Annotated in this window: 21 protein-coding genes, 1 pseudogene and 1 riboswitch; of the genes and pseudogenes, 6 read left to right on the top strand and 16 right to left on the bottom strand. The window is 47.6% G+C overall.

Going from position 1 to position 22317, the window contains the following annotated elements; all coding sequences use genetic code 11:
• Positions 1-21: 21 nt before the first annotated feature.
• From OGW16_RS10745 to OGW16_RS10735, 3 genes are all read right to left on the bottom strand, one after another.
• Positions 22-321, bottom strand: a complete 300-nt coding sequence (locus OGW16_RS10745; protein WP_043015816.1) for a hypothetical protein — start codon at positions 319-321, stop codon at positions 22-24.
• Between the two features lie 223 nt (positions 322-544).
• On the bottom strand, positions 545-1705 hold the full coding sequence (gene cfa / locus OGW16_RS10740; RefSeq protein ID WP_080625433.1) for a cyclopropane fatty acyl phospholipid synthase: 1161 nt from the start codon (positions 1703-1705) through the stop codon (positions 545-547).
• A gap of 3 nt (positions 1706-1708) precedes the next feature.
• Positions 1709-2047 carry a hypothetical protein gene (locus OGW16_RS10735; RefSeq protein WP_047412242.1) on the bottom strand — a complete coding sequence of 113 codons (339 nt, stop codon included), beginning with the start codon at positions 2045-2047 and terminating at the stop codon, positions 1709-1711.
• A 488-nt stretch (positions 2048-2535) separates the two neighbouring features.
• Between OGW16_RS10735 and OGW16_RS10730 the strand changes: the two genes are divergently transcribed.
• Positions 2536-2943: a hypothetical protein gene (locus tag OGW16_RS10730; protein ID WP_047412240.1), complete on the top strand. Its 408-nt coding sequence runs from the start codon at positions 2536-2538 to the stop codon at positions 2941-2943.
• Positions 2944-2966: 23 nt separating this feature from the next.
• Here the strand turns inward: OGW16_RS10730 and OGW16_RS26360 are convergent, their stop codons facing one another.
• Complete coding sequence (locus OGW16_RS26360) at positions 2967-3329, bottom strand: cation efflux transmembrane domain-containing protein (RefSeq protein WP_082197559.1); 363 nt, start codon at positions 3327-3329, stop codon at positions 2967-2969.
• A gap of 79 nt (positions 3330-3408) precedes the next feature.
• Here OGW16_RS26360 and OGW16_RS10725 point away from each other — a divergent pair, with 79 nt between their 5' ends.
• The gene (locus OGW16_RS10725; RefSeq protein WP_125461427.1) at positions 3409-3693 is read left to right on the top strand and encodes a hypothetical protein; all 285 of its coding nucleotides are present in this window, start codon (positions 3409-3411) and stop codon (positions 3691-3693) included.
• A gap of 221 nt (positions 3694-3914) precedes the next feature.
• On the opposite strand, the gene OGW16_RS10720 is transcribed toward OGW16_RS10725, so the two are convergent.
• The 3 genes from OGW16_RS10720 to OGW16_RS10710 all read right to left on the bottom strand — a co-directional run bounded on the left by OGW16_RS10720 (position 3915) and on the right by OGW16_RS10710 (position 6808).
• Positions 3915-4697 (bottom strand): ABC transporter ATP-binding protein, encoded by a 783-nt coding sequence (locus OGW16_RS10720; protein ID WP_043015819.1) that lies wholly within the window; start codon positions 4695-4697, stop codon positions 3915-3917.
• A gap of 29 nt (positions 4698-4726) precedes the next feature.
• On the bottom strand, positions 4727-6445 hold the full coding sequence (locus OGW16_RS10715; protein WP_286518404.1) for an ABC transporter permease subunit: 1719 nt from the start codon (positions 6443-6445) through the stop codon (positions 4727-4729).
• 141 nt (positions 6446-6586) lie between these two features.
• On the bottom strand, positions 6587-6808 hold the full coding sequence (locus tag OGW16_RS10710) for a hypothetical protein (protein ID WP_043015821.1): 222 nt from the start codon (positions 6806-6808) through the stop codon (positions 6587-6589).
• 1253 nt (positions 6809-8061) lie between these two features.
• Between OGW16_RS10710 and OGW16_RS10705 the strand changes: the two genes are divergently transcribed.
• Both OGW16_RS10705 and OGW16_RS10700 read left to right on the top strand, forming a co-directional pair.
• On the top strand, positions 8062-8487 hold the full coding sequence (locus tag OGW16_RS10705; RefSeq protein WP_075144875.1) for a YuaE family lipoprotein: 426 nt from the start codon (positions 8062-8064) through the stop codon (positions 8485-8487).
• A gap of 273 nt (positions 8488-8760) precedes the next feature.
• Positions 8761-12177 carry an inverse autotransporter beta domain-containing protein gene (locus tag OGW16_RS10700; protein ID WP_286518402.1) on the top strand — a complete coding sequence of 1139 codons (3417 nt, stop codon included), beginning with the start codon at positions 8761-8763 and terminating at the stop codon, positions 12175-12177.
• A 297-nt stretch (positions 12178-12474) separates the two neighbouring features.
• Here OGW16_RS10700 and OGW16_RS10695 read toward each other — a convergent pair whose 3' ends face one another.
• The 9 genes from OGW16_RS10695 to OGW16_RS10655 form a co-directional block, all read right to left on the bottom strand.
• Positions 12475-13278 carry a cytochrome c1 gene (locus OGW16_RS10695; protein ID WP_075144873.1) on the bottom strand — a complete coding sequence of 268 codons (804 nt, stop codon included), beginning with the start codon at positions 13276-13278 and terminating at the stop codon, positions 12475-12477.
• A 2-nt stretch (positions 13279-13280) separates the two neighbouring features.
• Positions 13281-14441 carry a cytochrome b gene (locus OGW16_RS10690; protein WP_181230565.1) on the bottom strand — a complete coding sequence of 387 codons (1161 nt, stop codon included), beginning with the start codon at positions 14439-14441 and terminating at the stop codon, positions 13281-13283.
• A 1-nt stretch (position 14442) separates the two neighbouring features.
• Positions 14443-14994 (bottom strand): ubiquinol-cytochrome c reductase iron-sulfur subunit, encoded by a 552-nt coding sequence (petA, locus tag OGW16_RS10685; RefSeq protein WP_051642642.1) that lies wholly within the window; start codon positions 14992-14994, stop codon positions 14443-14445.
• Between the two features lie 27 nt (positions 14995-15021).
• On the bottom strand, positions 15022-15462 hold the full coding sequence (locus OGW16_RS10680; RefSeq protein WP_043015827.1) for a pseudoazurin: 441 nt from the start codon (positions 15460-15462) through the stop codon (positions 15022-15024).
• A gap of 10 nt (positions 15463-15472) precedes the next feature.
• Complete coding sequence (locus OGW16_RS10675; RefSeq protein WP_181230564.1) at positions 15473-16288, bottom strand: ABC transporter ATP-binding protein; 816 nt, start codon at positions 16286-16288, stop codon at positions 15473-15475.
• Positions 16285-17352: a FecCD family ABC transporter permease gene (locus tag OGW16_RS10670; protein WP_047412228.1), complete on the bottom strand. Its 1068-nt coding sequence runs from the start codon at positions 17350-17352 to the stop codon at positions 16285-16287. Before OGW16_RS10670 ends, OGW16_RS10675 begins: the two co-directional genes overlap by 4 nt.
• A gap of 66 nt (positions 17353-17418) precedes the next feature.
• Complete coding sequence (locus OGW16_RS10665) at positions 17419-18474, bottom strand: ABC transporter substrate-binding protein (RefSeq protein WP_087052647.1); 1056 nt, start codon at positions 18472-18474, stop codon at positions 17419-17421.
• Between the two features lie 221 nt (positions 18475-18695).
• Positions 18696-18919, bottom strand: a riboswitch (cobalamin riboswitch).
• Positions 18920-19129: 210 nt separating this feature from the next.
• Complete coding sequence (locus OGW16_RS10660) at positions 19130-19669, bottom strand: GNAT family N-acetyltransferase (RefSeq protein WP_181231535.1); 540 nt, start codon at positions 19667-19669, stop codon at positions 19130-19132.
• A 197-nt stretch (positions 19670-19866) separates the two neighbouring features.
• Positions 19867-20751 carry a LysR family transcriptional regulator gene (locus tag OGW16_RS10655; protein ID WP_043015831.1) on the bottom strand — a complete coding sequence of 295 codons (885 nt, stop codon included), beginning with the start codon at positions 20749-20751 and terminating at the stop codon, positions 19867-19869.
• 263 nt (positions 20752-21014) lie between these two features.
• On the opposite strand from OGW16_RS10655, the gene OGW16_RS10650 reads away from it, so the two are divergent.
• Complete coding sequence (locus tag OGW16_RS10650; protein ID WP_286518569.1) at positions 21015-22073, top strand: alpha/beta hydrolase; 1059 nt, start codon at positions 21015-21017, stop codon at positions 22071-22073.
• A gap of 75 nt (positions 22074-22148) precedes the next feature.
• Positions 22149-22317: pseudogene (locus OGW16_RS10645) on the top strand (MFS transporter); the annotation flags it as partial.

Here is a 22317-nt window from a genome sequence, read left to right as displayed (position 1 = left end):
AATTGTTGTCAGATAATTTGATTATTTTCCATAAATATCTTTCGATAGTATCCAGTATTGGTAACGTCGATTCCCTTGGGCGGTGATACGTATCGAATGAAGATTAACATGCCATCCTCCGTCACTGTCAGGTGATTCATCAAAGATAACAGTACCAGTAAGAAAACCTTCATCGATTAAAAGAGCCATATACGCATAGGTTTCTTTTGTACTACCAATTGATTTAACTAATTGATTCCACTCGTGATGATTTATTCTTGAGGGAAGTGCTGTTTTGAAAGCATTTAAAATATGCATTTGTTTATTTTCATCTATAATCATTATGGCTACTCCTGTTGATTATTAATGTAATTACTTATTGAGTCTTAGATGGATTTTACCAAAACCAATAAAAATCAAAACAATAAAAAATAAATGCTGCAATTAATATCACCCAGCATAATGCTAACATGATATTTTGTGTTTTTTTATTTCTCTCTAGCGGTTGCATATTTCTTGCCTTTTCATTGATACGTGTACTTACACCTTGTAGTATCTAACCTTCCTAAATACCCTTAGTAAAAATGAACTGCAAAAGTTGTATTTTCCTTGCACGAACAGCACCTGCACAAGAGTTAAGGTAGTAATCGAACGTTCTTCTAAATATAGGGGGGTAATCATCTTCCAAAAGATGCCATGAAGAGTTAAAGCGTTGCTCCCATGCTATTAAAGTCTTGTCATAATCTGTACCGAAATTGTGTAAGTCTTCTGTAACAAACCAAGTTTCACTCGCACTCGATATTTGAGAAATTGACGATAAACTGTCATGTTGGAAAATATACTTGTTTATCCATGGATCTACATTGTGGTCAGTTTTGTTGGAACAGATAGTATGGAGTAAAAATAATCCACTTTTTTTTAAAAGCTGATTAATAATATTAAAATAAGTCAGATGGTTTTTAGCTCCAACATGTTCAAACATACCTATCGAGACAATGCGATCAAAGGTTTGTGTAAGTGTTGGGAGATCTTGATAATCAATTAACTTAAAATCTATATCTAATGAGCTACAACGGATACTGGCCATTCTTATTTGCTCGGCTGAGACGGTTACTCCCGTTACTCTAACTCCATAATTTTCAGCCGCATACGCAGCAAGCCCCCCCCAGCCACAACCGATATCTAATAACGTCATTCCTTTTTTAAGCTGCAATTTTTCACAAATAAGTTTTAACTTATTCTGTTGCGCTGTATGTAAATTTTCCGCATTACGCCAATAACCACAAGAGTATTGCATATAAGGATCGAGTATTAAACAGAACAGGCGATTACCAAGATCATAATGATCTGTACCTGCTATCCAGGCCCACTTATTTGATTGCATGTTGAGCAATTTTTCTCCAGCAAGCCTGACCATGTTCTTCATGTTCCTTTTTATTATCCCGTCCAGGTCAGCGCGGAGAGTTTTGGTAACCATTTCATCCAGCTTTTCACAATCCCACCAGCCATCCATATAGCTTTCACCGAGGCCAAGAGCGCCTTGCTGTAAAACTCGCTTGAAAAAACGGTTATCATGTACCTGAATGTCGAATGGTCGAGAACCATTAATTTTGATATCAGCTTCATAAAACAGTCGCTGAGCCAGATCATACCATTGATCATGTTGGCCTTTTCGTACTGTGTTCAATGGATATTTATTCCTGGAATAATAATTATTATTATTCATGAATTAACTCTCTTGTAACTTTTTTTTACAGCTGTAAATAAAAGAAGTCGACCTCCACGTTAACATCTCAATTTCTCGCGGAGTCTTACCATTTTTAAGATGTTGAAGGATTGATTCACGGTCTTCGTTGATGTTTTTACGACAGTTATACTGGTTTCTTTCTGCATCTTTCAGTCGACTACTAAGGAGTGTGGTCAGTTTTCTCTGTTTCATTATAGCAGTTGACTTCATATCCCCATCACTAATTGACTGAATTTCTCGCCAGACCGATATCGCACGGCGTAACAATCCCATGGATTCAAGTTCATTGGCTTTATTCATCAGTTCCAACGTTTTCTTCATAGTAGGAAGATACCTTTTTATATTCTGTCATTTGTAATACAAATCTGCTTGATGTTTATTTGAAAATATAATGAATTATAAGAATAATGATCATTGATGAATGGAATGAGTTTTTTAAGTGGTTGTTTTATAATCGATTATCGTTGTTTTTTATATGGTGTGATTGCTATGATTTGTCAATTTTTAAGACGGCAAATATGTTTCAATATATTAATCCGAACTACGCCTGAGAAAATTTTTATTACTTGTTGTTCGTATATGTTTTGTTTAGTTTTTCAATGCTAATTTTGGATTGTGAATCACTGCGTTAATGTAATAACTAACGTTATATTTTCCAGGTTGTATTGTTCATGCCAGCAGTGGATTGCTTTTTTTTACGATAACCAATCGCAACCTATAAGGTTTGCCTTTGCTATGTCACAAGTATATGCTTCTTCATAGATATATAGACATCAAGATAATTATTTTTTAAATATAGGTTTGTTAAAATGAAATCAAAAGAAATTCTGGCTGGAATAATGATGGCCTCAACGATGCTGATGTCAGGTTGTTCAACTTATGATTCGGTGCAGGTGAAACCGAAAAAGCTTGAGAATAATTACTCTTATTACCTTCTCAATCCCCCTCTGTACGAAGGTGATGTTGTACAGTACAAATTAAAAGATGGTAGCCATGATACTGTTACTGTTCAGACAACCACACCGCGGGCGCTGCTTACAAGTACCGGGCAGGCGGTTTCCTTTGATGATATGGTTTCGCTTGATAAAAAAGACATATCGAAAGGAAAAACAGCAGCAGCAATAGGGGCTGGCGCTGGAGTAACCGCAGTTGTCATCGTTGCTGTATTTGCTGTAGCACTCGGTGCGGGCTTTGCAGCTATAGCTGCCGGAGGTTAAAACTATTCAAGTCACGTCGTGACTCAGCCGCTCCCATTTAACAATATGTTATGTAACCTATGGCCTGAGCTCACATTGCTATCGAATTCATGAAGCCTAAGCACACAGTTGGTTGTCAGCAGGCAATTTTGTGTAGCGAGATCCGTCTGAGCATCGACAGAGTGACCCATCAAGTCATGCAGGGCATCTGAGGCGAACTGATATCCCATCCGGGTAATGAATTTAGCGACAATAAATACGACCAGTAAATCCATAAAGTGCAGCCCCAGCAAATTCCCGGTGATACCGAACGCCACCACTACGGATGATGCAGCATCGGATCGCGCGTGCCAGGCATTCGCAATAAGTAGTGAAGAGTTATGCCTCGGCCGGTCGCAAGCATATATCTAAAGAGAGTCTCCTTAATCGCTAGAGCCAGTAAAGCAATCCATAATGCGATCGTTTTACTTCCTGATGAGACTGTCCGTGAAAGAGCTTATTACCGGCAGACCACAGCATCCCTGGACCAACAAAAAACAGAATGTCCCCGATAATAAATTTCGCACCATTCTCGAAACGCAGATTTCCGTAATGGTGGTCATCATCAGAGTCTCGCTGGATTTATTATTTTCTACCATGATAACAAAGTCAGAAATAAGTCTAAAAATGAGTGAAGGCCATCAGAAATCAACCCTTGAGAACCAAGGGGCATGCCAGCAACGAATTGAACAATTTAAAGAAAAAGCTCTAATCATTACACTTGTACGATAGTGAGGTAGCAGAGGCTCTGGTCAGTGTTTTGGGTTGAACAGAATGACTGAGGCAGGCATGTCAGAAAACATGCTTATTGCCTGAAAATGGACTTTCTTTTGCCAGCAGGCTTGAACTGAACCCGATGTATTCAACAAAGCCCATTGTTATTAAAAGGAATAAATATGCATAACAACTGTAATGATTAGCTCGTCCATGAGGTAATCATTATCCCCCTTAAATTACGCGCTGGCGGCAATCAGCCCATTGAGAGTGTCGCTTATCTTCTCAACCATCGTAGAAATACTTTCCTTGGTTCTCTGATTGCGCTCGATGTTAATGCTGAAAATATCTGTTATTGTGCTGGGATGCCCGCCAAGAAGACATACCCGGTCTGATAGCATTACCGCTTCTTCAACGCTGTGGGTTACCAGGAGCATCGAGCGTGTTTTAATAACCCTATTTTCCCACATTTCGATGAGATCCTGGCGTAGCTTGTTGCCGGTGAATATATCCAACGCGGAGAAAGGTTCATCCATCAGTAAAAGATCCGGCTCAACCGCCAGTGCGCGGGCAAACCCGACACGCTGGCGCATCCCCCCCGAGAGCTCCCGTGGATAAGATTTTTCATAGCCGATGAGGCCAATCAAATCCAACATGTCCATCGTCCTTTTACCGACTTCATCAGACGAAAGTCCCAGTGCTTGCAGCCCAAGAGCCACACTATCGAACACATTTAACCATGGGAATAGCGCAAATGATTGAAAGACCATACTGGTATTTTTTCCCGGCCCATTAACTGGCTGATCGCAGCACACGATGGAACCAAAATCAGGTTCGACAAGACCGGCCACCATTCGCAGCAGCGTGGATTTACCCGAACCAGAACGCCCAAGTAATGCAACAATCTCATTCTCCTTAACCTCAAGATTAATATGTTCTAGCACAACAACTTTTTGTTCCCGGTCTTTTTTGAAAGATTTAGAGATGTTTTTAACTTCTAATACAGCTTTTGAATGCTTCATAACATGTCCTGATGGCTGATTATTAATCATTAGTCGAATTTGAAACGGTTTTCTGCATAGCGATACATGGGTTGCCAGATGAAAATAATGCACAGTAGAACCATGAAACACATTGCCAGGCATCCCAGTGCTTCTTGCTGATTTAGGCCGGCATCGCTGGCGAGAGAGATAAAGGCACCGAGCCCATGAGTTTGTAATGTAATTTTTCCCCAGTTCAGTACTTCAGCGGCAATTGCGGTATTCCATGCCCCCCCTGCTGCTGAAATAACTCCAGTGACGATATAAGGGAAAATTGCCGGAAGTGTGAATTTACTCCACCACAGCCATCCACGAAGATGACAAACTTTACTCGCTTCAACCATTTGGCTGGGGATCATCGATGTGCCCGCGATGACGTTAAAAAGCACATACCATTGTGTACCCAGCATAATCATCGGGATGGTCCAGCTCCCCAGGTCCTGGTGCCATACCACAATCATAAAAGCAATCAACGGGTAAAAGACGTTGGCAGGAACCGCGGCTAAAACCTGGATAATCGGCTGGAAAAAACGTACCAGTTTAGGCCGTAGACCGATCCAGACGCCAAGCGGCGTAAAAATAATGACGCTGAGCACCATGGCCGCAATGACCCTCGCAGCAGTCAACCCCATCCAGCCGGGAAGTGAAGCCAGATATTCCTTAGGAATGAATAACCACAGCTGGTGGCCGTAATAAATGCATCCAACAACGATAGCCAGATACCATAGATTTGACCAAAGCCAGTTCATTTGTCCCAGGAAAGCAAACAAACGATGAAGTCGTAACCCGTACCATGCTTTTGGTAATACAAATAACCAGAATAGGGAGATCCGTTTGCAGGCGAGCCCCAGTCCTCGCCCTGTCATTGAATTGCTCAGGCATTGATAGAACCATGAACTTGGTATCTTTCTGTCACTCACATCCTCGTACTTAAACTGATGGGCATAGCGGACCAGCGGACGGAACAGTAATTGGTCAAAGATGATGATATTAACGATTAGAGCTAATACTCCTCGGACGACGCCAGAAGGACTACCTTCCTGAAGCGCAATACCAATATAAGAGCCAACACCCGGTAAATTTGTACTGCCTCCTCCTACTGTCAGCATCTCTGAGGCAATCAACGCAAACCAGGCGGCAGACTGCGATACCATCGTATTCCACAGTAACCCCGGGAACGAATAGATGAATCCCAGGCGCCAGAATTTCTGCCAAGGGTTATAGCGGAATACTTCCGTCGCTTCTGCCAGCTCGTTGGGTACCACTCTGAGTGTCTGGTACAGCGTCAGCATCATATTCCATGCTTGTGCGGTAAAGACTGCGAATATCGCTAAACCTTCAAGCCCCATAACGCTGTGCGGATAAAGACCGAGGAAAAAGGCGGTGGTGAAAGTCAGGAATCCAACTAACGGGACAGATTCCATAAAGTTGACTAAGGGCAAAATGACGCGTCTCATAGGCGCAAATTTTGCTGCCAGCACCGCAAAGACGATTGAAAATAGCATTGAATAAAATAGCCCGATTACCAGGCGCATGGTGGTGCGAAGCGTGTAATAAGGAAGAACATGATAATCGAGGCTTAGTGCGGGTAAGTCGTGCCCATTGAATGCGCTATGCATCCCCCGCCAACCGTAGATAAAGAGGACAATACTTGCCACAAGAATAAAACAGACAACCATATCGTTAAGCACAGAAGTCGTCTTGCTTCTATGTTTTGTCAAAGCATGCATAATAAGAATCTCCGCTCATTATTCACGCTCAGGGGATGACCTTCACTGAACATGAGTGAATAATGCAGGATGAAATTTATAAACCCAAAATGGCCATAGAGGCGCGTCAGCTTAACTCAAGCCTCTATGGTACATTACGAATTAAGGCAGTAACGTGTTGATATAATCCTCAACAGCACGCTGTCTTTTATTTGCAAGTTTTTGCAGGAACCCACTGACGAAAGACTTTCCGCTAGCGAGCTTTTTATTGATGGCGAGTGGTGATGAATTCCGGACGGGCAGACAGGCATCCGCCAGAGTTGAAAAATGAATGGTGCTATTAGCATCAACATAAAAAATATAACGTTTGGTTGTGAGCAACATGCTACACCTCACCTAAGTGCATTAAATGAAAGGCCATTAACCGACAGTTTCAAGGCAACTGTCATGACCACCTCCATTGCATACACCTGATTTCAATGCAGATAGTCAGCCTGTGCTTAGCCCTCTCGATGGAGGTTCATCAGAAATGTTATGCGTCATAACGCTTCTCCTCTTGAAGATACGGGGTTAATTTAGTTATGGCGGGATGATTTTCGATAAGAACATCACGCTAATTAGTAGTTATTTTGAGGCGCAATCACATGTTAGGTGAAATTACTGCCCACCGGGACCGGCAAGCAGCGACAGGAACATTTTCGCTAGCTTGCCTTGTTATTTAATTTAGGGTAACTGTCCAACGAATAACTCCTGTTTGAAAGATGCCTTATTATAGCTATGTGGCTTGAACGGTAAATTAAAAAATCACTTCTGGTTATGAATTGTTTAGCTATGACAAGGTAAGAGTTAATGTTTCAAAATAATACGGATTGAATCGCTATGGATAATCCAGACACTCCCTGCCGTTAATGGACTGACCCCACCATCACAGCCGGGTAAACGAGGATACAACAAACCCATACATTGTCGAAAATATCGTTACATCGATGATCTGCAACAGTCATGATTCGTTTCATTGTGATTAGAGGGGCCATCATTAATGATTTTTAGACTATTGATGAGTCTATCTGGTTCTGTTGACTTAAAAACTGAAGTTCAGGAAAAACTGTGATGCCGGTTTTTCAGATAGCCAGCAGGAATATGCACCGGTCTAATAAACTCAGACCGTGTTGATTGCGCGTTACGAATAATCCTTAGTCAGCAAATGATTAGAATTGTATATTGATTTTGATCAATTTTACGGCGATTTAGTTCAATGTAAATATCGATCGATTACGCCTTTTGTGATAGTCAATGACTATCAATAATAATTAATTGATCGTTTTTGTTGATCAATATGTCTACGCATACTATCCTCGGCTTGTTTTCTGCACAAATTTGGTTCTTTTTTTGTTCAATTGGGCCGAGGTCTTTATGAAGTAACTTGAGTTCCGTGAACCGACGCAGAAACAGCGGCCGATGATGCGTGCTCTTATCGAACAGGGTAGGAGCATCTACCGCCTCAGGTTAAGTTGGCTGAATAAGCTGGGTCTGCGAATACGGATACGACTCGATGGAACGCTGATCCCGGCATTTCCTTGAGGATGGTGAACCTGCATGTTGGATAATTCATTCTCTTAATTAAACGAGGTTTTTACATGATATTAAAACTGATTCCGATTGCTTCGCTAGTTTTTCTGGCGGCCTGTTCATCCTCTGGCGCGGCTCATTCCCCGGACAATAAGGCAGTCAGTAAAAATATGACTCCGTCAGTAAAGTACGCCAGCGGAAGAAACTCCCTGACTCCGGTTTATGCTATTACTTCCAGCAACAACAGTTGTGTGGATAACTTTAATTTTCTGCGGCGGGCCGGAAGTGAGCAGTATCAAAAATATTCACAGGACTATATAAAAATTGGCAACGGGTATACGTTTCTGAACACCAATAAAAATATTATGGGGGACGATGCGAAAGCAGTATATACCATGAAGCTTGATATGAAGCTGGATACCTTATGTAACCGCGTTAATTATGCTGGATATCAGGTTGTTAAAGCAAAAATAAAAGAGCTATACGGAATTTAAGCTATTTCCTTGGCTGTCTGTCCGGAAATAAATGGTGCCGGGTGCATACTACATGAGGCACTAATGCCGGGTTGTGGAGATAATCATAAAAATACTGAAAGGGTAAGAGAGGCTTGTGATGGAAATGGCACTGACTCTTTTTCTTACGCTGTTATGCATCCTGTTTTATATTGGATGCCTGACCGGTTTTTTTTTGTAATCTGCAGAATGATATTATATATCTCCTGTCCGTTTTTTTAATCTGTGTTTATTATTCTAATGATGGAATAGTCCATGTCCCCTGACATCAGACGTAATGCTTTTATTGCATGGCTGCTTATTATTATACAGTTTATTACACCCGTACTGACGCTGCTTCCGGCACCGGTTCGTGCGGATGTGGATATGTCTGCAGATATGCAGGGGACAATTCATGGACTGAACTCACTTATATTTGGAGAACCGGCGGGGCATCACGACTCCCCGCCAGTAGTTTCTGGCGAAGGGCAAACTGTAGCGCCTGTGGTCCCACTCTCTGCCGGCCCGCAAGGTCAGCGGGCAGTCCCCGATGCCAGACTGATTCCGGAGCCCAGGGTATCACCCGGTCTGCCAGATCTGACCCGGCCGGTACTGGGGCAGGGGAGGCCGCTGAAGGTTCCGTCAGAAAACATGTTGGAGAGGCATGTTGCGGAACGGTCGTCTGAACCTGAAGGGACGCTGGCGTCCGGTGCCATGCAGATGGGGTCCATGTTCTCCAGCGAGAACAGAACGGATGCTGCCATTAATTATGCCCGGGGAGTTGGCGAAGGACTGATTAACCAGAGAGTAAACGACTGGCTCAATCAGTTCGGTAACGCTAAGGTCTCGCTGGGGAGCGACGGGCAGTTTTCCGGTGATATGCTCATTCCTCTTCACGACACCGATCAGAATCTTATTTTTACCCAACTGGGCGTTCGCCGGGGCCAGGAGAGAAATACAGTTAACCTCGGTGCCGGCTACCGGACGTATATGGACGACTGGATGCTGGGTGAAAACGTTTTCTATGACTATGACTATACGGGTAAAAACCGGCGTCTTGGTGGCGGTGCAGAGCTGTGGCGCGATTACCTGAAGCTGGGGGTTAACGGTTATATTCGGCTGACGAACTGGCACCAGTCAGTACTTTCAGAGATGGAGGACTACGATGAGCGTCCGGCAAACGGTTTCGACATACGTGCTGAGGGATATCTGCCCGCCTGGCCCTATCTCGGCGGTAACCTGAAATACGAGCAGTATTTCGGCAGGGGCGTCTCCGTCAGTGACAGCACCAGTCCTGACACCCTGAAGGACAATCCTGCCGTGCTGACTGCGGGCCTGAGTTACACCCCTTTCCCCCTGATGACCCTTTCTGCCAGCCGCTCGGTTGGTGACTCAAATGATACCCGAATGGCCCTGGATATTAACTATCGGCTGGGAGTGCCGTGGTATCAGCAGGTCAGCCCCGATAACGTGGATTTAATGCGCAGTCTGGCCGGTAACAAATACGATTTTGTTGACCGCAATTACAACATTGTTATGCAGTACCGTAAGCAGGAGTTGCTGCGCATAGGGCTGCCGGAGCGGCGTAGGGCACAGGCGATGGAAACCATCACCATTCCGCTGACGATCGCAAAGGTCAAGTACGGCCTGAAGGGGGTTGACTGGTCGGTTTCTCCGGAGCTGATGGCCCGCGGTGGACGCTACAGAATACTGACTCCCACGGAAATTGAGGTGATGCTGCCGGCCTATATATTCAGCGGTGATCAGAAAACGCCGCAGACGTATCAGATCAGCGCGATGGCGACGGACAACCATGAAAACCAGTCCAATACGGCAACGATGCAGATTGACGTTGTGCCATCCGATAACGGGGTGACTATCAAGTCGGACAAGAATAATGCGAAGGCGGACGGTCAGGGTACGGACAGCGTGCTGGTGCAGGTGACGGACAAAAAGGCGGGTCAGGTGGTGGCGCTGACGGCGGACAACGGGGCGGTCATCGCGAAGACGGTGACCACGGACGAGAAAGGCCAGGCGACGGCACCACTGACCAGTATGGTGGCAGGCGTCAGCACGGTGACGGCGACGATGCTTAACGGTAACTACGATACAACTGAGGTTCACTTCGTAGCAGACAGCGCGACGGCGCAGGTGAAGTCGGTTCTGCTGCAGGGGGATGAGGTCAGCAGGGTTGCCGACGGCAGCAGCAGCTTCCGCTACGCGGTGACGGTGACGGACGCGAACGGCAACCCGGTGGCGGACCAGACGGTGACGGCGCAGGCGGACAAGCCTGACCATGTGACGGTGGCGGCGGACGGTGTCACCAATGCCGCTGGTCAGACAACGGTGACGCTGACGAGCACCACGACGGCGGTGTCGGACATTCAGGTGAGCGTGAGGGCGGGCAGCACCGGCAGGATGGTGGACGCGGATAAAAAGGTCAGCTTCGTGGCAGGGGCCGTGTCGCCGGACAAGTCGGACTTTGTTGCCGCCCCCGATCACATTGTGGCGGACGGTCAGGCGGTCTCGACGCTGACGCTGACGCTGCGGGACGGCAACGGCAATGCGGTGTCGGGCCAGGCCGCGACGCTGAGCGCGAAGGTGGCGGGCGCGGGTGACACGCAGGTGACGGGGTTCACGGAGGGGACGGCGGGAAGCTATACGGCCGGGCTGACGGGGACGGAAGCGGGGCAGGCGACGGTGCAGGCGATGCAGGGGGCGCGTTCGGCGAGCAACGATAAGCCGGCGGTGACCCTGACGGCGGACGCGGGCACGGCGCAGGTGAAGTCGGTTCTGCTGCAGGGGGACGAGGTCAGCAGGGTTGCCGACGGCAGCAGCAGCTTCCGCTACGCGGTGACGGTGACGGACGCGAACGGCAACCCGGTGGCGGACCAGACGGTGACGGCGCAGGCGGACAAGCCTGACCATGTGACGGTGACGGCGGACGGCGCCACCAACGCCGCTGGTCAGACAACGGTGACGCTGACGAGCACCACGACGGCGGTGTCGGACATTCAGGTGAGCGCGAGGGCGGGCAGCACCGGCACGATGGTGCCTGCGGATAAAAAGGTCAGCTTCGTGGCGGATGTTTCAATAAAAGACATTGCAGTCAATGGTTATATCTTTGGAAAGGATGAAGGCTTCCCAACGACAGGTTTTAAAGGGGCGATGTTCACCATTGAGCTGAAAAACGGTAACGCTTCAGACTTTAACTGGAAAGCCGATGCTCCTTGGGTGACAGTAAAGGATGGAGTGGTTTCATTTAACGATACAGGAACCGGAAGTAAAGTTACTATTACCGGCACACCAATTAGTGGTGAGGGTAAAATTATCAGTTGGGATTTTACGCTGAAAAATTGGTTCATCAATAATGGTACAACTACCGGGACCGACATGGATGAAGCTAGTTTTTGCGGTTCGAATTTTTCTAAAGTACCGACAATACAACAACTTAATGGGAGTGAAAGAAGTGATGGTAAACGTGGAACTCTCGGTGGGCTTTGGAGTGAGTGGGGTAATCTGACTGCTTTCAACGGATCAGGTTTTGTGTCGACGAATCCTATCACAGATTATACTGGTTACTGGACATCTCAATATGCCGCTGCCACATACATTGTCAGTCTAAGTAATGGAAAACTCGGTACTATTATTGGTAACTTTAGTGAATATATGGTGTGTCGAAAGTCGATGTAGTGATAGAAACCTGTAAGTTATTCTGTGTAACTGCCACTACGCCGAAGGTGATCGTGTAAGTATTCTGCATAATCGTGCCATTCATCTTTAGAGATCCTCCGGCATAATCAAATTAGTTTTAGCGGAAGCGGGCTACGCTTCCGCTAAATATGGACTCCAGGCTATTTAATAGCTTGGTTTTTTTGTTTAGCTCGGTTTATATTTTGCCTTCCTTTACTTGTCTTAGTCGTGCAAGGCAACAGCGCGGCTGCCCGGTTGAATGCTGGTGAACTGAGTAATCGCCCCACCTCGCGAGACCTACATTAGCGAACGCCTCTTCATTCGTCGTAATAGCCATAGCAAGCCCAACATAATAGCCAGATAGCCCATAACGTAATTTCCCTGTTGCTTTCGTTCAGAGAGCGCCGGGTCGGCAGCCCATGCCAGAAAGGCGGTAACATCCCTGGCGTATTGCTCCTCAGTTTCAGCTTTTTTCGATGCCGGGCTCCATTGGATCTCTCCACTCGTCAGTGGTTTTGGCATGTTAATCACGCCGCCTGGAAAATAACGATTAGCCTTCAGTTCAGGATCGGCAGGCAGATAGCCGGTTAGCAGTGCGTAAACGTAATCTGCCCCCTGGTCCGTGTAGGGCAGAAAAGCATCTAACAAAAATTGTGGGAAACCGCGATCGTATGAGCGGGCACGGACGATATAGCTCAGGTCAACGGGTTCAGCGCCATTGTTAAGGTATCGTGCTTCACGTTCATTAAGATATGGCGATATAAAGCTGTCATTTAGCGTACCGTCCCGCTCACCAATCTGGCCGTCATCCTGAATCTCAGGAAACTGATAGCCGCTGGCGATACTTCTTGCTTCTTCAGCCGTGAGTTCTGGACCGCCGGGTCTGGTCAGCGTCCGAAAGGTTAGGTGTTTCATGCCGTGACAAGCGCGACACTTCTCTTCATAAACCTGCAGGCCACGTCTAAGCTGCTCTTTATCATATTGGCCAGTAATGCCGCTAAAGCTCCATTCCTGGCGTTCAGGCCTGGCTTCCTGCGCATATGAGGAACTCAGCCCCAACAGAGAGAAGGACAAGACGCTGAATTTCAATAGTTGTTTCATCATCAGTCCTGTTTTTCAAGAAAACGACGGCAAGGTAAGACGATTAAAAACCAGGCAAACCAAATCAGCGTCGAAAGCTGGGATGCGGCACGGATCCAGCCCTCATCATTACGAAAACCGTCAAGAAGATCCGGGCCAACCAGCGCTTTCGACCCTAACCAGCCTAAAAAGCAGGCATTAATAACCCATAGCCAGAATCCGCACTTAACCAGTTTGCTGTAATGGCGAAAACGAGCCCGGGAAGTATCAAGCCAGGGTAGAAAATAGAAAATCAGTATTGAGCCGCACATCGCGGCTAGCCCCACGAATTCATTCGGGAAGCAGCGCAAGATGGAGAAAAAGGGAAGGAAATACCATTCTGGCGCAACAATCGCGGGTGTAATCGTTGGGTCAGCAGCAATAAAGTTGTCGGCGCTGCTCAGATAGTGCGGCGCGAAGAATAAAAACCAGGCGAAAACCATCAAAAAAAGAGTGATTTTTATAGCATCGAGATCGGTGATTTTGTAATCGAACAACAGGCTCCTGGACTCTTTCTCGCTAAACCTCTTTTTCATCGCCTGGGCAAAAGCCGACTGTACTGTACGTATATGGAAAACCGTGGCGACGACAATCACGAAGGGAAGAATAAAGTGGATAACAAAAAAGCGGCCCAGCATCGGTGTCCCCGGAGTATGGCTGCCGACTAAATATGCGTAAATTGAATCACCCACCAGCGGGATGGCCTGGGCAAATCGGGTAATCACCGTTGCCGCCCAGTAGCTTTTTTGTCCCCAGATCAGGCTATAACCAAGAAACGCGGTCATCATCAGCAGGATATACAGCGTGACGCTAACCATCCACATTGTCATCCAGGGCTTACGGTAAACGTTGTAGTACATGCCACGAAAAATATGCATGTAGCAGGCAAAGAAAAAGAGCGACGCGCCAATAGCATGCATGTTACGTAACAGCTCTCCATGGCGAACCGCGCGCATAATATGAATAATGGAGTCAAATGCCAGCTCAGCCGTCGGTACGTAAAACATCGCCAGCACGATACCCGTAAAGATTTGCACGCCGAGCATAACCAGCAGGATAGCGCCGATCGCAAATACCCAGAGTCCGGCAATTGAGCGAGGGAAAGGAATACGCCAGCGAAGCGAATAGACGCTTTCATTCTTCATTTCAGACTTCCTTCGCGCCGATACGCACGACCTGACCATCGGAATGAATAACGTAGTCTGGGATTGCCAGGTTGGTCGTTGCGGGCCCGCGCGTCACGCGCCCGGAGGTATCAAACTCTGAGCCGTGGCACGGGCAAATCCAACCCAGCCCACCCGGTCGGGCGTTAGGTACACACCCGGCATGTGGGCAATAACCTTGAACCACCAGCCATTGAGGATGGGCTGCAGAGACCCTGGCGCTGTCTGGCTGTGGGTCGATAAGCGTATCCAGGTCGGCACTTCTGGCAGTAATAATTTCATCCGGGGTGCGATGGTGAATAAGAATCAGTTTTCCCTGCCATACACGTCTGACGGTTTGTCCAGCAGCGACCGCTGCAAGAGAGACATCAATCGGTTCATTTTCCCCAAGCGTTTTTTCATCCGGGCCCAAGGCCGAAACCAGCGGCCAGACGGCAGCAGCGACGCCTGCCGCACCGACAAATTTTGTCAGTTTACACAGGCATTCCCGACGCTGTTCCTGGATTTCGCCATCTGGACGTTTATTATCTGCCACCTCGTATACCTCCTTAAGTGTCGCGGATTAATGTTTGTCGATACGCGCGTAAATTTCCTGAAAGCGCTTGTCAGCAATACCCGGCGCTTTGAACGCACGGTAGCTTTCTGGTAACGAGGCATCTCCAACCTTAATCAGCATCACCATGCCCTGAGCGTAATGCGGTGTACATTTGATGCCGTAAAACCCGGCATTGTCATAAGTAACTTCGATCTCTTCATCTATTTTGCCCATAAATCCAGGATAGCCAGCCGGAGACAACTCAGCGATTGAGGCCGCGTTGTGGCTTTTATGTTTACGGATAAACTTCACCGTATCCCCAGGCTGGATCTCCAGATAATCCGGCTCATAGACCATTGGCCCCGCAGACCCACGATTCTTCATCAACACTTCGTGAGTTTGTGCGAAGGCTGAAGAGGCGAAAGCGAGTAAACACAAAATTTGCAGACTCTGTTTGAGGTATTTCATTGATTCTTCCTTAAAATTCATCAGGCCGTTGATAACGAATAAAACAGTTTGCACCACTTGCATCCCTTTCAATGATGGCGTCGATTCCAAACCAGGTGTGGAGGTTTTCGCGGGTAAAAACAGCGCATGGTTTCCCTTGCATCGCCATATGTCCGGACGTCATTACGATGACGCGATCGCAGAACATCGCGGCATGATTGAGGTCGTGCAGAGCAGCAATCACCGTGAGCTTTTCACGTTTCACGAGACTCAGCAGGCCAATCTGATGTTGAATGTCGAGATGGTTGGTGGGTTCATCCATCAGCAACAACTGTGGCTGCTGCGCCAGCGCCCGGGCGATATGCAGGCGCTGTTTTTCTCCACCAGAAAAGGTATGCCAGCAGCGGTGCTGTAATTCACTGAGATCAACCTTTTCCAGCATAGTCTGCACGATAACGTCATCTTTGGCGGACCAGGGGGAGAGCAGGCTAAGCCAGGGGGTCCGCCCCAGAGAAACGGCTTGTAAAGCAGTAAGACGCTCGCTGGTTTCAGCCTGTTGTTCGACCAGCGCCACCTGTTGAGCAAGATGACGCCGCGAATAATGCTGGAGCGCTTTTTGCTGCAGAGTGATTCGTCCTGAAGTCGGCTTCAGCAAACCAGCCAGGAGTGAAATCAGTGACGTTTTGCCCGAGCCGTTGGGGCCGATGATGCCGACAAACTCGCCAGGCGTTACGCTGAGTGAAATATCATCAACAATCGTCTTACCTTTTACCTTCCAGCGCAGATTACAGGCTTCAATAACGGCTTGTGTAGAGGTAATAAAGGGGTTTACGCGGTTCACCGTCATTTGTTCTGGTTTCCTCTAATCAGAATGATTGAAAACGCAGGGGCGCCAACCAGAGCGGTGATCACACCTATTGGTAGAACCTGGCCGGGGAGTAACGTGCGGGAAATAACATCAGCGATAATGAGGAAGATCGCGCCGGTAAGCGCACTCACTGGCAGCAGTCGATGATGCTGGTTGCCGACCAGTAGACGAGCGGCATGCGGGATAACCAGACCGACAAAGCCGATCGCACCAACAATAGAGACCATAATTGCCGTCATGCCGGTGACGGCGGCAATCAGTACTGCACGGGTACGTTTTACCGGAATACCCAACGATGCCGCAGACTCAGCGCCAAAGGAGAACGCGTCGAGATGGCGGGCATAACAGAAGCACAGCACGATACCGACCAGAGCGGTTGGAATGGCTAAGACAACATCGGGCCAGCGTACACCGCTCAAATTGCCTAACAACCAGAACATAATACCGCGCGCTTGCTCGGCGTTTGCTGAGCGGGTAATGATAAGCGACGTAATCGCATTGAAAAGCTGTGAGCTGGCGATCCCGGCAAGGATGATTTGGGTTGTTACACCTCCGCCTTGTCTACCGCCAGCAGCCATTGCTAATAGCGCAACGAACATAAATGCTGTCAGCGCACCAATAAAAGCTCCCAATGACATACTGATGATCCCTGCCCCAAGCCCGGTGAGAGCAATCAGCACCGCTCCGGTGGATGCTCCGGCAGAAATCCCCAATAGATAAGGTTCAGCGAGCGCATTGCGTAGCAACGACTGCAGCACTACGCCGGAAACAGCCAGGCAGGCACCGCAGCTGGCGGAGACCAGCGCTCGGGTCAGGCGATAGTTCCAGACGATCCCTGCATCCAGCGCATCGACAGGGTAGTGTGCATCAAAAAGATGATTTGCCAGCGTGCTGAGTACGTGCTGCCAGGGAATCAGCGTTTCGCCGATGGAAATACCCGCCAGCAGTACGCAGCACATCAGCGCACTGACCCAAACGGCATGTCCACCTATTCTCATCGCAAGTTGACCAACGGCACGACGCATCCTGCGTGAATCACTCATGATTATCTGCGTTCCTGAGTAACGGAGATGCGCTATACCGTCCGAGGATATAGCGCAAAACGTAGATTAATGAGCAGCCTGCGGATGCGCTAAGCCATATTCAACAAGGGCATCCGCCAGTTTTTCCACCCCATCAATAGTTCTGATCCCGGCATTCATTGTCTGTACGTCAATGACCGGCAGATGGTTTTCCTTGACGGCAGGAACCAGTTTGGTGACAGGGTCGGACTTGAGGTATTCCATCTTGACCTTCCAGTCATCTGCCGGGAAACGCCGACGGCTCATCTCTCCGAGCACAATGACCGAAGGATTAGCTTTAGCGATGGTTTCCCAGCCCACTGTTGGCCATTCTTCGGCAGAATCAATCACATTCTTCACACCCAGCGTTTGGGCTATCCATGCAGCTGGGCCAAACTTTCCGGCAACGTAAGGATCGAGCTGCAAATCGGCGCTTGAGAACCAGAACACCGCGGAAACATTCTTATCCATTCCGGTAATTTTATTTTTCGCTGCGGCTTCACGTGCTTTAAGGCTGGCAATCAACGCTTCGCCTTTATCCTGAACATCGAAGATTTTCGCCAAATCGGCGACTTCCTGATACACCATGGCAATATCAAACATACCCTTACGGACACCATCACCACCATCTTCGTTATCTTTCGCACAGTCAGCCGGCGCGGTATAAACGGGAACCTTCAGTTCACTAAACTGTTCATAAGAGGCAACCGTGCCTGCTGGGCCGATTTGCCATTCAAACTGGCTGGCGACCAGATCCGGTTTTTTAGCCACAATCCCTTCAAAGCTGGGAATATTTTGCGCAATAACGGCAACTTTTTCATTAGCTGTTTTATAAGTATCCAGTACCGGGCCAAACCACAGTGAAGTGCCCACGACGCGATCGGCCAGCCCTAATGAATAAAGAATCTCGGTACTATTCTGTCCCACCGTTGCCACGCGCGTTGGTGCCTGGTTGAAGGTAATATCGCGGCCACAGTTTTTAATCGTCAGAGGATATTCGGTTTTTGCCGCGGCAGAAAAACCGGAAGTAAGCAGCAGAGCAGTCGTGCCCAAAATAGCCAGAAGCGTTTTTTTAGAGGAGTAAAAGGTAGAATTAGCGTGCATTATCATCGTCCCGTTGATGCCAGAATCTGAAGATCTGGTCATGGCTCATTTCATTCCATATATCGGGAGGAGACATGAAGATAGATGACATTCAATCGTGAAATTTAAGAATGAAGATATGCAAAAAATGCAAATAAGCGTTACTTAGCCGAAATCTTATTCATAAATACACTACTGCATTTGTCAAATAATTCATCCCATGGACCATCCCGTCCACTCAATGGTATACACCTTTGACAGCAGGTCTCCTGACTCACGGTAACCAGAATATCAGCCTTCCCATAAAGATAAACTTTACAGTGACCTGTGGCTTATTAACCACACAAGGATATTCTGCATCCGCCTACAGTTGCGGGGGCAGTTATGGAATTGAATTAAATAATTCTTACCATATTCCTATTCATATACAAAAATGTAATGAAATGCTGTCGAAAGCGACTCTAACGGCAATTGTTAACAAGGTCAACCATAGGGGGTAAGAGGCAAAAGAGAGTGGGCAACTAAAAATAATCAATAAATACAAATGGTTGTGTGTTTGTTTCTTTGCGTGATGCTGTAAATGAAAATAACAACGGGAAGCTAAATGATAATTGGTTGATGTTGATCAAATTACGAACATAATTCAATCTCCGCGTATGAAACATATTGATCACCATCAAAAATGCTGCGTATTAGCAGTTGAATCTTTTTTTTGTGAACTCTCCATGTGTACCAACTGCCATTCATCCTGCATATCCATAATCACGTTAAAATTGTTACGCAACCAGAAATGATAACCGCCGGGTAAAAAATGATGTGTGTGAAGATACAAAACTTTATATTGATGTTGCTGACAAAATACCTCAGCTAAGGAAAACAATTGACTGCCGATCCCCTGTCTGTGATAGCGTTCATCCACGTAGCAACGACAAATTTCCGCTGTTTCAGACAAGTTATAGCGTCCGCGCAGTTCAGCAATCCGATCATTATATTGACATACCGCCAGTGTAGCGATTAATTCTTGTTTTTCGCTCCATGCGCAAAGTAATGAATTCCTTTCCTGTAACAGATACTGTCGTTCGAGATCAAAGAGATCTTCTTCGTCAGAAGGCATGGATCTACCAGCATTGAAGAACAGATTAAGATGTTCAATAAGGAACGACTGAACAGCAGGAATATCGGCGTGAGTCATCTCACTAAACCTAAATGGGATCATGGCATGCATAACTCAATCTTAGAATGGAAAACGATAATAACAATAAGACTACTTTAAAAACAATATTGAGCGACCTGAGACAGACATGCAATTGTCAATGTTGCTATTCTGCACACAGATTATAAATGGGAAATATTGAGTTCAGGCAGGAATACTTCCTACCATTCTGCACAATGAAGACCCGCCATGGCGTACGCTTAAATTTTCAGCGTCTCAATGACCATTCGCAGGGCAGGGGAGACGTTGCGATGAGGATAATAAAGAAATAATCCTTCCATTCGCAGGCTGTAACGCTGCAACACCCTGATAAGGTTACCGTGTTCTAAATCATCCGCGACCAGTTCGACAGGGACATAGGCCAGCCCAAGACCCAGCCGGGCGGCTTCTGCTTCCATATAGCTGTCGGATAAAGCCCATTGCCCTTCAGGCTGATGGGTGATTTTTTTATCATTCTGAATGAGTTCCCACTGATATACGCTGCCATCGGCAAACTGATAGGCGATGCAGGGATGCGCCTTTAAATCCGCCGGGGTTTGTGGAAAACCGAAGCGGTGAAAATGTTCAGGCGTACCCACAACCGCCATCTCCATATCCGGCGTAATGCGCACCGCGACCATGCCCTGGCCGACTTCAGGCCCCAGACGAACGCCGGCATCGAATCTTTCCTCGATGATATCGACGAACCTGCTCTCATTCATCAGTTCTAGCCTGATATCAGGGTAGCGCTGTTTAAATACCGCCAGCTTAGGCAGCAGGCATTTATCAATGGCGTGCTGGCTGGCATTGATACGCACCGTACCGGAGGGCGTCTCTCGATAATGCGCCAGCGTGGCAAGCCCACGATCTAACGTATCAAATCCAGATGCCGTCTTCTGATAGAGCTGCTCGCCTGCTTGCGTCAGCGACAGTTTACGCGTGGTACGCACCAGCAGTTGGACGCCCAGCCTTTCTTCAAGCTCACGAACAGAACGACTGACTCCTGACTGAGCAAGCCCCAGCCGCTGAGCAGCCGCGGTGAAACTGCCTTCCCGTACAACCTGCATAAACAAGTACAGCTCGTTGTAATTCTCCCTTTTCGCCATTGAATAATTCCTCTGAATGACAGCAATCTTAATATTAATTTATAACATTATGGTATTAATCTTAGCACTAATCGCCCTCTAATCAGCACTAATTCTGCTCACTATAATGAGCCCATCAAAACAAAGCACCGCAGCGTTGTCCGTCGGAAACCTGTATTTCTCAGTTGTTTTTCATGGGGATTTTTATGAAAGCCTTCACCCGAACGCTAAAAACCGCGATGCCGGCCATGCTGTTATTCGCATCATTAAGTGGAGCCTCAACAATGAGTTTTGCTGATTCAACCAATCCTAATGCCCCTGTTTCCATGACAGATAAGTGGGACAAGACCTTCGCTGAGAGCCTGAAAGTCGAACATCGTAAAGTCTCGTTCCAGAATCGATATGGCATCACCTTAGTGGGCGATCTTTACCTGCCCAAAGATCGTGGCGATCGCAAGCTGGCAGCGATTGCGGTCAGTGGGCCTTTTGGCGCGGTGAAAGAGCAATCCAGCGGTCTGTATGCGCAGACGCTGGCGGAACAAGGATTTGTTACCCTGGCATTCGATCCCTCTTACACGGGGGAAAGCGGCGGCTATCCGCGAAACGTCGCCTCACCGGATATCAACACTGAAGATTTCAGCGCGGCGGTGGATTTCTTAGGGCTGCAAAAAGAGGTGGATCGCAACCGTATCGGGCTGCTCGGTATTTGTGGCTGGGGCGGCATGGCGCTGAACGATGCCGCGATGGATACCCGCGTTAAAGCGGTGGCTACCAGCGTGATGTACGACATGAGCCGGGCGATGGGCCATGGTGTGGGGGATGGCAAAGACCGTTATTCCACCGCCGACCGTCGTGCTGTTCTGCAATATCTGAATGAACAGCGCTGGAAGGATGCGCAGAGCGGCACGTTCGCACACGGTGCTCATGATATTAACGTCGACAGCAACGGCAAGGCCAGCGCGGGCGAGCGCGTTCTGCCAGAAACGCTGCCGGCAAATCCGCATCCGATACTGAAAGAGTTCTTCGATTACTATCGCATGCCGCGCGGCTTCCACGAGCGTTCCGTTAACTCGACCGGGGCGTGGACGGCAACGATGCCACTGTCGTTTATGAATATGCCGCTGCTGAGCTACGCCAGTGAAATCACCATCCCAACGCTTATTGTGACCGGTGAGAAAGCGCATTCACGCTATTTTGCTGAAGATGCTTTCAAGGCGATTGGCAGTAAAGACAAAGAACTGGTAGTGGTGCCAGGGGCAAATCATGTGGACCTCTACGATAACGTGGCCGGAAAAATACCTTTCGCGAAGTTCGAACAATTTTTCCAGACCAAACTGAAATAAACCCTCTCCTGAATTGATGCAAAGCCACCGGCCTCTGGCGGGTGGCTTTTATCCTGATCTTCGTGAAATTTCACTATGTCGACGCTAAACCAAACACCATCACATCCTCATCAGCGCGCATACTGGGGCGGTATTTTTGCCATGACCCTGTGCGTGTTTGTGCTGATTGCTTCTGAATTTATGCCCGTCAGCCTGCTCACGCCGATTGCCCGCGATTTAGGCGTGACGGAGGGGCTGGCAGGCC

This window comes from Citrobacter sp. Ce104 (assembly GCF_030334595.1).
Lineage (GTDB): Bacteria > Pseudomonadota > Gammaproteobacteria > Enterobacterales > Enterobacteriaceae > Citrobacter > Citrobacter europaeus.
This window is presented reverse-complemented; position numbering and strand designations above follow the sequence as displayed.